We start from the raw sequence: 14733 nt of genomic DNA on the forward strand, positions 1-14733 counted from the left end.
GAAGGAGCACCCCGCATGATTCCCACCGAGGCGTCGATGGACGCCCTGCGCCAGGCCGGCGACGAACTCGCCGACGCCACCGTCGCCACCCTCTTCGAGCGCGGCGAGGTCGGCACCTTCAACACCTTGATGCGGTACGTCTCCACGGCCGGCGCTCCGCTGCCGGACGGGCTGCCGGAGGTCGCCCGGGAGTATCTGCGGGCCACCGCCGCGCCGCCGAGCTGGGTGGACTGGGGCGAGATGGAGAAGGCCCGGCTCTTCTTCACCGACAACGACGTGCACATCACGACCGCGCTGTCGTTCGCCGCGATGCCCGCCTGCTACCTCGTCCCGCACGTCGCGAAGCTGCTCGCGACCACGCACGGACTGCGCTACCCGGCCAAGCGGATGGCGGAGACCGGCCAGTTCACGGTCTATCTGATGCGGCCGGACGCCTTCGAGGCGGGCAGCCGTTTCGTCCCGGCCGCGCAGAAGGTCCGGCTGCTGCACGCCTCGATCCGGCACCATCTGCGGCGCGAGGACCGCTGGGACACGGCGGCGCTCGGTGTGCCGATCTGTCAGGAGGACATGATCGGCGGGCAGATGTTCTTCTCGATGCTGGTCCTCGACAGTCTGCACCGGCTCGGCATCCACATGTCCACGGAGGGCGCGGAGGCCTACTTCTACGCCTGGCGGGTGGTCGGCGCGATGCTCGGCGTCGACCAGGACGCCGTGCCCCGGGACCTGGACGAGGCGCGGCGGTTCCTCGACCTGTACATGATCCGGCACATGGGTCCGTCGGAGGAGGGCGCGCTGCTGACCCGGCAGCTGATCGACCTGTACGAGGAGGTGGTGCCGGGGACGTTCTTCGACCCGATCGTCTCGGCCCTGATCCGCCATCTCGTCGGCGACACCTGCGCCGACTGGCTCGAGGTGCCGCGCACCCCCTGGGACACCGTCGTCAAGGCGGTGCCTCCGCTGCTGGGCGTGCTGGAGACCGTCGAGGACCGTTCGCCGCTCGGCGCCTGGATCCTGGACCGGCTCGGCCATCTCACCACGCTGTTCGAACTGTCGTCCCTCACCCGTGGCCGGGTCATGCACTACGCGATCCCCGAGCACCTCAAGAAGGACTACGGCGTCTCGTCCTCGGTGAGCCGCGCCCGCCGGTGGAGCCCGCCACCGGCGGTGCTCGAGCCCTAGGCGGTGTCCGTAGGGTGCCGCCGGGGCCGGCGCCGCAGCGCTCCCACGTAGACGCCGGCGAGGATCAGCGGGGTGCCGAGGAGCAGGGAGGCGGTCAGGGGTTCGTCGTCGAGCCAGGCGGAGAGCACGATCGTGACGACCGGGATGACGACGAAGACGTACGCGGCGCGGGACGCGTTCCAGCGGTGCACCACGAACAGGTAGAGCACGAAGGTGACCACGGAGCCGGCGACGACCAGGTAGGCGAGCGCCCACCAGGTGGCGGGCCGGTCCGGGAGGCGCCAGGTATCTCCCGCGACGGCCGAGCCGGCGAGCAGGACGACGGCGCCGGCGGTCATGCCCACGGCGTTCATCGTGACGGGATGGACGTCGGGCAGCCGCCGGACCAGCACCGTGGCCTGGGCGAAGCCCAGCACGGCGCCGAGGATCGCGAGGAACGACAGCACGGGCACGTCGCCGGTCAGCGGTGTGCGGCTGATGAGGGCCACGCCGCCGGCGGCGAGGACGGTGCCGACGGCGGCGGCCGGCCGGAAGCGTTCGAGGCCCTGGGCGACGGCCAGGAGCAGGGTCGCGAGCGGCGTGAGCGCCAGGATCGTCTGGCCGAGTCCGGCGTGGAGGTGCACGAAGGCGTAGTACGCGAGGGCGGACGTCACACCGAAGTTGAGGACGCCGAAGAGGGCCGCCCCGGCGAGGGCTCTGCCCCTGGGCAGGGGCATTCTTCTCAGGCCCGTCACGGCCAGCAGCAGGAGGGAGGCGGCGCCGAAGCGGAGGGCGGCGCCCCACAGGGGCTCCAGTTCACGGTTGCTGAAGCGGACGCCGACCGCGTTGCCTCCCGCGAGGAGCGAGGCGGCGGCGAACGCGGCGAGCGCCTGCCGGTCCTCGGTGCGCTCCACCGCCTCACCGTAGCCCCGAAGGATCCGCTCCTGTGCCGGGGACACGCGCCGCCGTCTCGACGAAGGCCCTGATCAGGGCGTTCTCGTTCGCGGTCGCCCACACCAGGCCGTACTCCAGCGGCGGGGCGTCGTGGAAGGGCACGTAGGCGATGCCGGGGCGCGGGTGGTAGCGGGCGCCGCGCGCCGCGCCCGGGGCGACGCCGCGGCCCGCGCCGACGAGGGACAGCAGCTCCTCCCAGGTGGCGGCCGCCGGGCCGTGGTGGACGGTGGCACCGGACGGCGTGCGGGTCGGGTAGTGGGCCTCGCGCCAGGCGCGGGACTGCGTGCGGCCGGTGGTGACCAGGGTCTGCCCGGCGAGGTCCTCGAGGCCGAGGGAGGCGCGGCCGGCCAGCGGATGGGCGGCGGGTACGAGCAGGACCCGGTCGTCCCGCACCAGGACCGGCCCGGCGGTGAGCCCGGGGACGGCGACGGGGAAGGTCGCGTACTGGACGTCGAGTGCGCCGTCCTCGACGGGCCGGGTGCCGGCGTCGACAGGCACCTCGCCGAGGGTGAGTTCGCAGCCGGGGTGGCGGGCCAGGAAGGCGTCGGCGGTGGCGGTGAGCAGTTCGCCGCCCCAGGGCGAGCCGAAGCCGACCCGGAGGGTGCCGAGCAGGCCGCGGCCGGCGGCGGTGGCGCGTTCGAGGGCGGCCAGGATCCGGGCGTGGGCGGGGCGGAGCTCCTCGTGGAGGCGGCGGCCGACGGGCGTGAGGGCGACGCTGCGGCTGGTGCGGGCGAAGAGCGGGGTGCCGACGCGGCGCTCCAGCTTCTTGACGGTCTGGCTGACGCGGCCCGTGGTGACGCCGAGGCGTTCGGCGGTGCGGCCGAAGTGCAGTTCCTCGCCGAGGGTCAGGAACGTCTCGAGTTCGTGCCGTTCGAGCACCGGTCGCCTCCGGTCGGTCCGCGATCGTTGAGTTCCGCTCAACGCCGCTTGCATTCTTTCACCTTGTTCCCCGCATGCGCCCGGCGGGAGCCTGGTGCGCGTGCCCCTCCTCTTCTCCCGCCGGCGCACCGCCGCCGCGCCCGCCCCGGTGTCCGCACCCGCTCCGGCGCCCGTGCCCGCCCGCGTGAACGTCCTTCTGTTCGCCGTGGCCGGGGCCGTGACGGTGGCGAACCTCTACTTCCCGCAGCCGCTGCTCGCCGCCGTCGCCCGCGGGCTGGCCGTCTCCGACCGGACGGCGGGCCTGGTCGCCACGGCCGCGCAGGCCGGCTACGCGCTGGGCATCCTGCTGCTCGTGCCGCTCGCCGACACCGCCCGCCTGCGGCGGCTCACCCGGGTGCTGCTCACGGCGACCGCCGCCGCCCTGCTCGCGGCCGCCGCGGCCCCGAACATCCTGACGCTCGTCCTCGCGACACTCGCCCTGTCGACCACGACGGTGCTGCCGCAGATCCTCACGCCGGTCGCGGCCGCCCTCGCGGGCCCCGAGCGGCGCGGCCGGGTCGTCGGCGTCGTCGGCCTCGGTCTGACGCTGGGCTCCACCCTGTCCCGTACGGTCTCGGGCGCCGTCTCGGACGCGAGCGGGAGCTGGCGGACGGCGTACGTGTGCGCCGCCGTGGCGACGGCCGCCCTGCTGTGGGTGCTGCCGCGTGCGCTGCCGGAGCGGCTCGCCGCACCGGGCGCGCGCCCCGTCCCGTACGGCAGGATGCTCGCCGGACTGCCCCGGCTGCTGTCCGTCCATCGCGCGCTGCGGGTCTCGGCGCTGGCGGGCGCGTGCGTGTTCGCGGCGTACAGCGTCTTCTGGGCGGCGTTGGTCTTCCATCTGGCCGCGCCGCCGCTCGGGTACGGGCCGGCGGCGACGGGGCTCTTCGGGCTGCTCACCGTGCCGGCGGCGCTGGCCTCGGCGTACGCCGGGCCGCTCACCGACCGGTACGGCGCGGGGCCGGTCGCCCGCCGGGCGCTGGGCTGCGTGGGTCTGGCCCTCGTGACCGCCGGCGCGGCGCCGGTGTCGCCGGTCGCGCTGGTCGCCGCCGCGGGCCTGGTGGTGCTGGGGACGAGCGCCTGTCAGATCGCGAACCAGTCGCGGGTCCTCGGGCTCGGCCGGGAGGTGGCGGCCCGGGTGAACACGGTGTTCATGCTGTCCACCTTCGGCGGCGGCGCGCTCGGCTCCCTGACCGCGGCCTGGCTGTACGAGGCGTACGGGTGGACGGCGACGCTGCTCGCGGCGGCCGGCTTCGTGCTGCTGGGGACGGCGGCGGGCGGGCGGCGACGTCGAGTTGCGTGACGCGCGGCAGGCGCAAGGCTGGGGAGTACCGGTCCGCCACCTTGCAGGGAGAGACGATGCAGCAGCCCGAACCCTTCGACCTCGGCGCCCTCGTCGACGAGCACCTGGAGAAGGCCCGCTCCGACGCGCACGGCCGCAGCGCCCATCTGATCGTGCACGACGGAGTGCTCCGGCAGAGCGTGATCGCCCTGGTCAGCGGCATGGCCCTCGACGAGCACAACGCGCCGCCGGCCGCGAGCCTCCAGGTCCTGCGGGGCCGTGTCGAACTGACGGCCTCGGGCCGCACGCAGGTGCTGGCGTCCGGCCGGCTCCAGATGCTCCCGAAGGAACGGCACGGGCTCACGGCCCTGGAGGACGCGGTGGTGCTGCTGACGGCGGTGAACGACTAGGCAAGGGGGCAGGGGCGGGCGCGGGCGGCGTCGGCCTCGCGGCGGGCCTCGGGCGGCGCCGGCTGCCGGTGGGGCACTCCGGCTCGTCATCGGGATCGCGCTGTCCCCGGCCCGCGGCGACCGGGCCGGGGCCGGCGCGAGCTGCTGCCGGCTCCGGTGCTGGACGGCGTGCGCGCACCGCGTCGAAGGACGTGATCGCGAGGCGGCGCCGGGCGTGTCCTTCCAGGTCGTGGAGCGCCATACTCCGGGCCCGCGTTTGTGGCGGCCGGGCCCATAGGGGTCGCGTCGGTGTCGGCCCTACGCTCCGGCGCATCCCCACCCGTTCGAGCCGCACGGAGTCCGTATGCGATCCTCACGCACCACGGCCGGGCCACCCCGGCGGCGCCTCGCGGCGCTGCTGGTGTCGGCCGCCACCGCCGCCCTGCTCCTCGCCGCGCCCGCGGCACCCGCCGAGGCCGCGGCGCCCGCCCCGGTGCCGGGTTCCCTCACGCCGTACCACGTCGGTGCCGTGTACACCGCCGGAGTCTCCTCGGGCGGCTACATGGCGACCCAGCTCCATGTGGCCTATTCCGGGACGGTGTCCGGCTCGGCGGTCTTCGCCTCCGGGCCGTACGACTGCGCCCGGGGCTCGCTGGCCACCGCGCTCAACGCGTGCATGAACACCACCCAGGACCTCCAGCTCGCGCAGCTGGAGCAGACCACCCGCGACCGGTCGGCGCAGGGGCAGGTGGATCCGGTGTCGCATCTGACGGGCGATCCCGTCTACGTCTTCAGCGGGACCGGCGACACGACCGTGAAGCAGCCGGTCGCGACCGCGCTCGCCGACTACTACGGCCACTTCGGCGCCCGCGTCCGCTACGACCGGACGAGGGCCGCCGGCCATGCCTGGATCAGCCCGCTCGGCCCCAACGCGTGCGGGGTGACGCAGAGTCCGTGGCTCAACGACTGCGGCTTCGACGCGGAGCGGGACTTCCTCGGCCACCTCCTCGGCTCGGTGGCCGCGCCCGCCGCCGCGCCCTCGGGGAGCCTGATCCGCTTCGACCAGAACGCGTACGTGCCGGGCGGTTCGGCGGCCGCGGTGTCGATGAGCGAGGAGGGCTTCGCGTACGTGCCGTCGTCCTGCGCGGGCGGGGCCACCTGCTCGCTGATGGTGGCGCTGCACGGCTGCAAGCAGGGTTACGGCTATCAGGGCTTCGGCACCCGTTTCGTCGAGGGTTCCTACCTCAACGAGTACGCGGACACCAACGCCATGATCGTGCTCTATCCGCAGGCGGCGGCCACGAGCACGCTGGAGAACCCCAACGGCTGCTGGAACTGGTGGGGTTACCTCGGCGACTCGGCGTACGCCCGGCACGGCGGGCGGCAGATCGAGGCCGTGATGGGCATGGTCCGCGCGCTCGGCGGCGGCGCCGGCACCACCCCGCCGCCCGGCGGCGGCTCGGTGACGCTGTCGAGCGTGGACGCGCAGGACGGGTACGTGAAGGCGGCGGCCGACGGTTCGGGCGCGGCGGTCGGCACCCTGGAGGACACGTACGGCTACGCGCTCGGCCGGGGCACGGACGGGAAGGTGAACCGGACCGTGCTGTCCTTCGACACGTCACGGATCCCGGCGGGGAAGGAGATCACCCGGGCGTATCTGACGGTGACGAGGGCCGGCGGCTCGGGCGACCCGTGGTCCTCGCCGGCGGACAACCGGCTGCTCGTCGACGTGCGGACGGGCTGCTTCGGCGGGTGCGCGACCGAGGCCGGGGACTGGTCGGCGCCGGCGACGGTGGCGGGTGCGGCGCAGATCGGGGCGTTCTCGTCGGGGAGCGCGGTGTCCACGGATCTGTCGCCGGCGGCGCTCGCGGCCGTGGACCGGAGCGGGACGACCCAGCTGCGGCTGGGCTTCGCGTCGGCGCCGGCCGGGGCGGCGTACCTCTTCGTCAACCAGGCGGCTCCGGCGGCCTTGACGGTCGAGTACCGCTAGGCAGCGCCCGCGGGCGGCCGTTCACCGCGCCGGGCGGGCGCTCCGGACGGGTGCCGGGGTCACTCCGTGGTCACGAGGACCAGCTCGGTGCCGGTGCAGGGCGTCAGGCGCAGGGCGCCGTGGCGGTGGACGGCCGGCGGGGCGGCGAGGACCGCCGCGAAGTCGGGGCCCTTGGTGAGGTCGCCCGCGAGATGGGCCGGGTCGGTGGAGGCGGCGACCCGGCCGCGCGCGTTGACCAGGCGGGCCGGGACGGGCAGTTCCTGGAGGACGGGCAGGACGGCCGCCTCGAAGTGGCGCAGATAGACGTCGGCGGCGGCGACTCCGACGAACGTGTCGCCGAGGTGGACGGGGGCCGAGAGCGTGAGGCCGTACTCGTCGGAGCAGAGGTAGTCGACGTAGGGACCCGCTACGGCCCGGCGTCCGGTCTCGCGCGGCAGCGCGTACCAGTCCCAGTGGGTGTAGTCGGAGTACGCGGAGTGCTCCGGGTCCAGGTCGAGCAGCAGCGGACGGACCGTGCCCTCGGGTCCGCGCTGCCACCACTCCAGCCAGGCGGGCACGTCGCCGAGGAGCCCGGGCGCGGCGACGAAGCCGACGCCGGAGACGAGCGGCTGCCGCGCGAGCCGTCCGTGCAGGCCGGGCCGGAGCGCGGCCAGGTCGGCGGAGACGGGGGCGCGGCCGTCACCGGCCACCCGCGCGAGCAGCTCCGCCGTCTCGGCACCCACGGCGGCGACCACCGCGAACACGCCTTCGAGCGTCTCTCCGACCCGCGCCGGGACGGTGTCGTCGGTGTCAGGCGCGAGGCCGGTGGGGTGGGCGGGACCGGTGGGCCGGGCCATCGGTGTCCTCCTCGGGTGCGCGAGTGGGGGGCGCGAGCCGCAGGGCCACCAGGCGGCCCACGGACTCGCGTACGCACTGCTCGGCCAGCGTTCTGGCCCGCTCGTCGGCCTCATCCTGCACGGCGGAGATCACGGAGCGGTGACGATCCGCCACGGATTCGACATACGCGGGGTCCTGGAGCACGAGCAGCGGCAGGGCGCCCAACTCGGCCTGGAGGGCGATCTCCTCGCGGGTGAGGCGTGCGGACTGGGCCGCGGCGGCGAGTTCGACGTGGAAGCGGCCGTAGAGCCGGCTGCGCGCCGCCGGGTCCTCGGCCCGGGCGAACTCGTCGACGGTACGGGTGAGCTGGCGCAGGTCGCCGGGCTGGGTGCGCTGGGCGGCGAGCAGGGCCGCGGCCCCGGAGACCGCCGCCCAGTGGTCGCCCAGGTCGCGCAGCTCCTCCGTGGACCAGTCGGCCAGCCGCCCGCGCAGCCGCTCCTCGGGCGGCCCGTCGGGAACGGTGACGAAGCTGCCGCCGCCGCGCCCGCGGCGGGTGGTGACGAGCCCCTGCTGCCGCAGGGCCATGAGGGCCTCGCGCAGGGTGACGGTGGAGACGCCCAGCTGCCCGGCGAGTTCGGTCTCGCCGGGCAGTTGCTCGCCGTCGGCGAGGAGGCCGAGTTCGATGGCGTCGCCGAGGCGGCGCACCACGGTGTCGACCCGGGCCCGGGTGTCGACGGGGGTGAACACGGCTCGGCGGGCGCTCCCCTGCGCGCCCTCGCCCCGTCTGCCGTCTGCTCTCACGGTCTACCACCTCGCGCGTTGACTCAGGCTTTACCTTACGGGGGTCTTGAGATTTGAACTATGACTTCATATGTTTACGCCCACCCGTCAGACGGCTCCCGCACGAGAAAGGTTCCCGCCCATGGAGGGAATGGCGATCCGGCTCTCCGGACTCCGCAAGAGCTACGGCCGGACCGAGGCGGTCGCCGGAGTGGACCTGGAGATCGCCGACGGCGAGTTCTTCTCGATGCTCGGCCCGTCCGGCTCGGGCAAGACCACCGTGCTGCGGATGATCGCCGGGTTCGAGACGCCGAGCGCGGGCACCGTCGAACTCGCCGGCCGGGACGTCACCCGCCTCGCGCCCTTCGAGCGGGACGTGCACACCGTCTTCCAGGACTACGCCCTCTTCCCGCACATGACGATCGAGCAGAACGTCGCCTACGGCCTGAAGGTGCGCGGCGTCGCCAAGGCCGAGCGCCTGGTGCGGGCCCGCGCGGCGCTCGCGCAGGTACGGCTCGAAGGGCTCGGCCGGCGCCGCCCGGGCGAGCTGTCGGGCGGCCAGCGCCAGCGGGTGGCGCTCGCCCGCGCGCTCGTCGGCCGCCCGCGGGTCCTGCTCCTCGACGAACCGCTGGGCGCCCTGGACCTCAAGCTGCGCGAGCAGATGCAGGTCGAGCTGAAGGCGATCCAGCGTCAGGTCGGGATCACCTTCGTGTTCGTCACCCACGACCAGGAGGAGGCCCTGACGATGAGCGACCGGATCGCCGTCTTCCACCAGGGCCGGATCGAACAGGTCGGCTCGCCGGCCGAGATCTACGAGCGGCCCGCCACCCCGTTCGTCGCCGGCTTCGTCGGCACCTCCAACCTGCTCAGCGGGGACGCGGCGCGGACCGTGCTCGGCGCCTCCGGGACGTACAGCATCCGCCCGGAGAAGATCCGGGTCGTCAAGGACCCGGCCGCGGCCGTCGAGGAGGGTCACGCGCACGCCGCCGGCACCGTCGCCGAGGTGGTCTACCTCGGCGACGCCACGCGCTTCCTCGTCGACCTGGACGCCGGCGGCCGGCTGACCGCTCTGCAGCAGAACCTGGAGACCTCCTCCGAGGACCTCGCCGCCTTCCGCGGGGCCCGGGTGGCGCTCCACTGGCACCCACGGCACGCCGTCCCGGTCCCCGCCCCGGCCCCGCGCGCGGCCGCCGGCCCGGTCCCGGCCTCCTCGGCCCCGTAAGCCCCCGATCCGCTTCCCTTCGTCCCCCGCTCCTGCACCACTCCCCGTACCGCACCCTCACGCAACGGAGAACCCCGTGCGCCTGCACCGCTCGCTCCTGACCGCCGCCGCCGTCTCCGGCCTGCTGCTCGTCACCGCCTGCGGCTCCGCCGACCAGGCGGGATCCGGAAAGTCCGGCGGCCTCAACCCGCCCGCCCTCAAGGCGCCCACCGCCCTCGGCGCCGCCGAGGGGCAGGTCAACCTGATCGCCTGGGCCGGCTACGTCGAGGACGGCTCCAACGATCCCGAGGTCGACTGGGTGTCCGGCTTCGAGAAGCAGACCGGCTGCCAGGTCAACGCCAAGACCGCCGCCACCTCCGACGAGATGGTCGCGCTGATGAAGACCGGCGAGTACGACGCCGTCTCCGCCTCCGGGGACGCCTCGCTGCGCCTGATCGCGTCCGGCGACGCCGCGCCCGTCAACACCGCGCTGGTGCCGAACTACGCCGACGTCTTCGCCGGCCTGAAGAACAAGGAGTGGAACTCCGTCAAGGGAGTCGCCTACGGCATCCCGCACGGCCGCGGCGCCAACCTCCTCATGTACGACACGACGAAGGTGACGCCCGCGCCCGACTCCTGGTCGGCCGTCTTCGACAAGGCGTCCGCCCACAGCGGCAAGGTCACCGCCTACGACTCGCCGATCTACATCGCCGACGCGGCCCTCTACCTCAAGGCGACCAAGCCGGAGCTCGGCATCAAGAACCCGTACGCGCTCGACCAGAAGCAGTTCGAGGCCGCCGTCGCGCTGCTGAAGGCGCAGAACGAGCACGTCGGCGAGTACTGGAGCGACTATCTGAAGGAGATCTCCGCCTTCAAGAGCGGCGACTCGGTCGTCGGCACCAGCTGGCAGGTCATCGCCAACCTCGCGAAGGCCGAGGGCGCCAAGGTCGAGGCCGTGCTGCCGAAGGAGGGCGCCACCGGCTGGTCCGACACCTGGATGGTGTCCGCCAAGGCCAAGCACCCCACCTGCGCCTACAAGTGGCTCGACTGGATCGTCTCGCCCAAGGCCAACGCCCAGGTCGCCGAGTACTTCGGCGAGGCACCGGCCAACGCCAAGTCCTGCGCCGAGACCGCCGACAAGGCCCACTGCACCACCTTCCACGCGAGCGACGAGGGCTACTGGAAGAACGTCCACTTCTGGACCACGCCCATCGAGCAGTGCCTCGACGGCCGCACGGACGCCCGTTGCGTGCCGTACGCCAAGTGGGTGCAGGCCTGGAACGAGATCAAGGGCTGACGACACCGCATGACCTCGCTCGCCACTCCCCCGCGGGCCGCCGACCGGGCCGCCGCCGACCGGGCTCCCGGCCCGGTCCGGCGGCTCGCCGGAGCCCTGCACCGGCGGCCCCGGCTCCGGCTCGCCGCGCTGCTCACCGCGCCGCTGCTGTGGCTGGTGCTCGCCTATCTCGGCTCGCTGGCCGCCCTGTTCCTGTCCGCCTTCTGGACCACCGACTCCTTCACCTCCGAGGTCGTCCGGGTCTGGTCGGCGCAGAACTTCCAGGAACTGCTCGCCTCACCGGTCTACAAGGTGGTCGCCCTGCGCACGGTCGGCGTCGCCCTGGCCGTCACCGTGCTGTGCGCCCTGATCGCCTTCCCGCTCGCCTTCTACACCGCCCGGGTGGCGAGCCCGCGGCGCCGCCCGCTGCTCGTGGTCGCGATCCTCACCCCGCTGTGGGCCAGCTACCTCGTCAAGGTGTACGCGTGGCGGCTGATCCTCTCCGAGGGCGGGCCGCTCGACTGGGCGCTGCGCCCGCTCGGCCTGGACGGGCCGGGATACGGGCTGACCGCCACCGTCCTGGTGCTGACCTACCTCTGGCTGCCGTACATGATCCTGCCGGTGCACACGGCGCTCGAACAGCTCCCGGACAGCCTGCTGCACGCCTCGGCCGACCTCGGCGCGCGGGCCGGGCGGACGTTCTTCTCGGTCGTGCTGCCGCTCGTGTGGCCGGCCGTGGCGGCGGGCTCGGTGTTCACCTTCTCGCTCAGCCTCGGCGACTACATCACGGTGCAGATCGTCGGCGGCAAGACCCAGCTCATCGGCAACCTCGTCTACTCCAACGTCACCCTCAACCTGCCGCTCGCCGCCGCGCTCGGCACCGTGCCGGTGGCCGTCATCGTGCTCTACCTGCTCGCGGTGCGCCGCACCGGGGCGCTGCGCAGCCTGTGACCGGGCCGCACTCGCACGGCCGGACCCGTCCGCGGAAGGACCGCCTCCGATGAACCTCTCCCGTCCCGCGCGGATCGCGCTGCGCACCGCCGCCGGGCTCGGCTTCGCCGTGATCTACCTGCCGCTGCTCCTGGTGCTCGTCGGCTCCCTCAACCCGGACCGCTCGGCGAGCTGGCCACCGTCCGGGCTCACCCTGAAGTGGTGGTCGGCGGCCTGGGCCAACGAGGGCGCCCGGGAAGCGCTGTGGACGTCGGTGCGGACCGGGCTCGCGGCGACCGCCGTCGCGCTCGTGCTCGGCACGCTGATCGCCTTCGCGGTGCAGCGGCACGCGTTCTTCGGGCGCGAGGCGGTGTCGTTCGCGGTGGTGCTGCCGATCGCGCTGCCCGGCATCGTCACCGGCATCGCCCTCAACTCGGCGTTCGGCACCGTCCTCGCACCGCTCGGTGTGGGCCTCGGCCTCTTCACGGTGATCGTCGGGCACGCGACCTTCTGCATCGTCGTCGTCTTCAACAACGTGGTCGCGCGGCTGCGCCGGCTGCCCGGCTCGTACGAGGAGGCGGCGATGGACCTGGGCGCGCACACCTTCCGTACCTTCTGGGACGTCACCTTCCCGCTGCTGCGCTCGGCGCTGCTGGCCGGCGGACTGCTCGCCTTCGCGCTCTCCTTCGACGAGGTCGTGGTGACCACGTTCACGGCCGGTCCCGGTGTGCAGACCCTGCCGCTGTGGATCTTCGACAACATGACCCGTCCTCAGCAGGCGCCGGTGGTGAACGTGGTGGCGGCGCTGCTCGTGCTGCTGTCCGTGATCCCGATCTACGCGGCGCAGCGGCTGTCCTCGGACACGGCGGGCGGCGGGCGCGTCTGACGGGCCGGCCCGCCCTCAGAGGGCGGGCGGCGGCTGCGTCGGACCGGCCGGGCCGTCCCGTCCCGTCCTCAGAGTGCGGGCCGCAGCGCGGTCGCGCCGGGAGCGGCGCCGGAGGCGGCGGGGCCGAAGGCGCTGCCGCGGCGCCACGCGGCCCAGCTCAGGTTCCAGTCGCCGTAGCCGTTGTCGAACGGGCTCATCTCCTCGCCGTACCCGTTGACCACCCGCACCAGGTCGCCCACGCGGACGGTGCGGAAGAGCCAGGCGGCGTCCTCGGTGCTCATGCCCGTGCAGCCGTGGCTGACGTCCTCGGTGCCCTGCGCGTCCAGCGACCAGGGAGCGGCGTGCAGGTACTCGCCGCTCCAGGTCACGCGGGTGGCCCAGCGCACCTTCAGGTCGTAGAAGTCGCGGCTGCCGCGGGCGATGCCGATGCTGTCGCCGCGCATGCGGACGGTGGGCTCCTTGCCGAGCACGACCTTGACGCCGCTTCGGGTGCGGTAGCCCGCCTTGCCGGTGGTGACGGGGACGGTGCGGAGCACCTCGCCGTCCCGCAGCACGGTCAGGGTGTGGGCGGCGACGTCGGTGACGGCCTCGATCCGGTCGCCGGTGGTGAAGGTCAGCGGCTCCGAGGGCCCGCCGTAGAGCCGCTCGGTGACGTGCACCCGGTCGAGGGCGCTGCGGACCCGGACGGTGGCGTGGGCGGGCCAGTAGGCGCGGGGACGGTAGTGGAGGGTGCTGGGTCCGACCCAGTGCCAGGCGCCTTCGACGTGGGGCTCGGAGTCGACGTGCAGGGCGTCCTCGACGGCGCGGCGGGCCTCGGGGTCGTCGGCGGGCACGGAGTGGCTCAGCTCGGCGGTGACGGGCTGGCCGACGCCGTACGTGCCCGCCGACGGCCCGAACGCGGCGGTGAGCCGCTCGCCCTCGGCCGCGGGCGGGGTACGGAGTTCGAGCCGGGCGACGCGGTGCGAGGGGCGGCGGCGGGCGGCGGCGGCCTCCGGCGGCGCTTCGAGCGTGAGGCGCGCGGTGTAGCGGCCGTCGGCGCGCAGCGGCACGGTGCTGGTCCAGTGGTTTCCGTCGGCGCTGACGGCACCGGCGATCCGGCGGCCGTCGCGGTCGGTGACGGTGACGTCGGCGAACCGTCCGCCGGTGCGCAGGGTGAGGTCGAGCGGGCCCGCGGCGCGGGCGTCGAGGGTGAAGGGCCGGCCGTCGAGGACGACGTTGTGGCGGGGTGCGCCGCACATGCGGCCGGTCGCGGGGCAGGCCTCGACCGACACGAGCACGGCACCGGCACCGGCACCGGTCGCGGCGGCGCCGACGGGGGCGGCGGGCGCGGAGGCGCCGGCGGCCGGCGGCTGGGCGGCGTTGAGGGCGAGGACGGCCCCGGCGGCGACGGACAGCGCGCCCAGGCCTCTGAGGGGGCCGATGCTCCTGCTGTTCCCGCGTGACGGCACGTCGGTCACCCGCCCTTCTCGCCGGTGCTGAGCTGGTGTGACCGGTGCATCAAAACGGATCGGAACCGAAAAGAATGATCAACTGACCGGGCGTGGCGCGGGACAGGCCCGAGAGACGACTCGAATGCATCAACGGGAACACGTGGGCGGGGCGGTCAGCGCGGGACCTCGGGAAGTTCCTCGCCCGTCTCGAGCAGCGACTTGAGGCTGGAGACGAGCGCGGGCCAGCCCTCGCCGACGAGGCCGCGGACGGTGCCACCGGGCGCCAGGTCGTCGTGGACGACGGTGAGTTTGACCATGTCGCCGGCCGGCTCGATCCGGTAGGTGACCTTGGAGCGGCCTTCGTCGGCGAGCCGGGCGCAGACGTCCTCGCCGATGCCGACGGCCCGGGCCCACTCGGGCGTGAAGGTGTGCCAGGTGTAGGAGAGGAGCCGGCCGGGCTCGGCGGCGAGGACGACCTGCTCGGGGTCCGCGGTGACCCGTCCGCCCTCCTCCCAGGCCATGGGCGATCCGGCGTTCCAGTCGGTGTCGAAGGCCACGCCCCAGTAGCGACGGGTGAGGTCGGGGTCGGTCAATGCCTTCCACAGGTCGTCGGGAGTGGTGCGGATGTAGGTCGTGTAGACGTACGCGTCGCTGTCGGTGTGTCCCATGCTGTCCATCGGAGCCTGCTCCATCGGTGAGGTGGGCCGGTTGCGCCGGCGTCGGACC

14 protein-coding genes are annotated in these 14733 nt (G+C 74.0%); 8 read left to right on the top strand and 6 right to left on the bottom strand.

Annotated elements, in window-relative coordinates; all coding sequences use genetic code 11:
- Window positions 1-15 precede the first annotated feature (15 nt).
- Window positions 16-1179, top strand: coding sequence for an oxygenase MpaB family protein (locus tag ACIGO8_RS28735; protein ID WP_399736681.1), 1164 nt, complete (start codon window positions 16-18; stop codon window positions 1177-1179).
- Here ACIGO8_RS28735 and ACIGO8_RS28740 read toward each other — a convergent pair.
- Window positions 1176-2072 (bottom strand): DMT family transporter, encoded by an 897-nt coding sequence (locus ACIGO8_RS28740; protein ID WP_399736683.1) that lies wholly within the window; start codon window positions 2070-2072, stop codon window positions 1176-1178. The two genes, ACIGO8_RS28735 and ACIGO8_RS28740, sit on opposite strands and share 4 nt — an antisense overlap.
- A 4-nt stretch (window positions 2073-2076) precedes the next feature.
- Window positions 2077-2991 (bottom strand): LysR substrate-binding domain-containing protein, encoded by a 915-nt coding sequence (locus ACIGO8_RS28745; RefSeq protein WP_399736684.1) that lies wholly within the window; start codon window positions 2989-2991, stop codon window positions 2077-2079.
- A gap of 100 nt (window positions 2992-3091) precedes the next feature.
- Here ACIGO8_RS28745 and ACIGO8_RS28750 point away from each other — a divergent pair, with 100 nt between their 5' ends.
- The 3 genes from ACIGO8_RS28750 to ACIGO8_RS28760 all read left to right on the top strand — a co-directional run bounded on the left by ACIGO8_RS28750 (window position 3092) and on the right by ACIGO8_RS28760 (window position 6688).
- A complete protein-coding gene (locus ACIGO8_RS28750; RefSeq protein ID WP_399736686.1) occupies window positions 3092-4330 on the top strand; it encodes an MFS transporter in 1239 nt (412 codons plus the stop codon).
- Between the two features lie 56 nt (window positions 4331-4386).
- The gene (locus tag ACIGO8_RS28755; protein WP_399736688.1) at window positions 4387-4719 is read left to right on the top strand and encodes a cupin; all 333 of its coding nucleotides are present in this window, start codon (window positions 4387-4389) and stop codon (window positions 4717-4719) included.
- Between the two features lie 343 nt (window positions 4720-5062).
- Entirely contained in the window at window positions 5063-6688 is a 1626-nt protein-coding gene (locus ACIGO8_RS28760; protein ID WP_399736690.1) for a poly(3-hydroxybutyrate) depolymerase, read from the top strand.
- A gap of 59 nt (window positions 6689-6747) precedes the next feature.
- Here the strand turns inward: ACIGO8_RS28760 and ACIGO8_RS28765 are convergent, their stop codons facing one another.
- Window positions 6748-7524, bottom strand: a complete 777-nt coding sequence (locus ACIGO8_RS28765; RefSeq protein WP_399736692.1) for a cache domain-containing protein — start codon at window positions 7522-7524, stop codon at window positions 6748-6750.
- Window positions 7478-8251: a FadR/GntR family transcriptional regulator gene (locus tag ACIGO8_RS28770; protein WP_399736694.1), complete on the bottom strand. Its 774-nt coding sequence runs from the start codon at window positions 8249-8251 to the stop codon at window positions 7478-7480. The genes ACIGO8_RS28765 and ACIGO8_RS28770 overlap by 47 nt, the downstream gene beginning before the upstream one ends.
- A gap of 175 nt (window positions 8252-8426) precedes the next feature.
- On the opposite strand from ACIGO8_RS28770, the gene ACIGO8_RS28775 reads away from it, so the two are divergent.
- The 4 genes from ACIGO8_RS28775 (at window position 8427) to ACIGO8_RS28790 (ending at window position 12577) form a co-directional block, all read left to right on the top strand.
- The gene (locus tag ACIGO8_RS28775; protein WP_399736696.1) at window positions 8427-9506 is read left to right on the top strand and encodes an ABC transporter ATP-binding protein; all 1080 of its coding nucleotides are present in this window, start codon (window positions 8427-8429) and stop codon (window positions 9504-9506) included.
- A gap of 76 nt (window positions 9507-9582) precedes the next feature.
- A complete protein-coding gene (locus ACIGO8_RS28780; RefSeq protein WP_399736698.1) occupies window positions 9583-10782 on the top strand; it encodes an ABC transporter substrate-binding protein in 1200 nt (399 codons plus the stop codon).
- Window positions 10783-10791: 9 nt separating this feature from the next.
- Window positions 10792-11712 (top strand): ABC transporter permease, encoded by a 921-nt coding sequence (locus ACIGO8_RS28785; RefSeq protein WP_399736700.1) that lies wholly within the window; start codon window positions 10792-10794, stop codon window positions 11710-11712.
- Between the two features lie 49 nt (window positions 11713-11761).
- Window positions 11762-12577, top strand: a complete 816-nt coding sequence (locus tag ACIGO8_RS28790) for an ABC transporter permease (RefSeq protein WP_399736702.1) — start codon at window positions 11762-11764, stop codon at window positions 12575-12577.
- Between the two features lie 68 nt (window positions 12578-12645).
- On the opposite strand, the gene ACIGO8_RS28795 is transcribed toward ACIGO8_RS28790, so the two are convergent.
- Window positions 12646-14034 carry an Ig-like domain-containing protein gene (locus ACIGO8_RS28795; RefSeq protein ID WP_399736704.1) on the bottom strand — a complete coding sequence of 463 codons (1389 nt, stop codon included), beginning with the start codon at window positions 14032-14034 and terminating at the stop codon, window positions 12646-12648.
- A 146-nt stretch (window positions 14035-14180) separates the two neighbouring features.
- Window positions 14181-14684, bottom strand: coding sequence for an SRPBCC family protein (locus ACIGO8_RS28800; RefSeq protein WP_399736706.1), 504 nt, complete (start codon window positions 14682-14684; stop codon window positions 14181-14183).
- Window positions 14685-14733: the final 49 nt, after the last annotated feature.

This window comes from Streptomyces sp. NPDC053493 (assembly GCF_044544825.1).
GTDB lineage: Bacteria > Actinomycetota > Actinomycetes > Streptomycetales > Streptomycetaceae > Streptomyces.

Bases quoted from the DNA above. Each gene is read 5' to 3' on its own strand.
- ACIGO8_RS28735 (WP_399736681.1), top strand. From the start codon at position 16: ATGATTCCCACCGAGGCGTCGATGGACGCCCTGCGCCAGGCCGGCGAC.
- ACIGO8_RS28760 (WP_399736690.1), top strand. From the start codon at position 5,063: ATGCGATCCTCACGCACCACGGCCGGGCCACCCCGGCGGCGCCTCGCG.
- ACIGO8_RS28800 (WP_399736706.1), bottom strand. From the start codon at position 14,684: ATGGACAGCATGGGACACACCGACAGCGACGCGTACGTCTACACGACC.
- ACIGO8_RS28790 (WP_399736702.1), top strand. From the start codon at position 11,762: ATGAACCTCTCCCGTCCCGCGCGGATCGCGCTGCGCACCGCCGCCGGG.
- ACIGO8_RS28775 (WP_399736696.1), top strand. From the start codon at position 8,427: ATGGAGGGAATGGCGATCCGGCTCTCCGGACTCCGCAAGAGCTACGGC.
- ACIGO8_RS28785 (WP_399736700.1), top strand. From the start codon at position 10,792: ATGACCTCGCTCGCCACTCCCCCGCGGGCCGCCGACCGGGCCGCCGCC.
- ACIGO8_RS28765 (WP_399736692.1), bottom strand. From the start codon at position 7,524: ATGGCCCGGCCCACCGGTCCCGCCCACCCCACCGGCCTCGCGCCTGAC.
- ACIGO8_RS28755 (WP_399736688.1), top strand. From the start codon at position 4,387: ATGCAGCAGCCCGAACCCTTCGACCTCGGCGCCCTCGTCGACGAGCAC.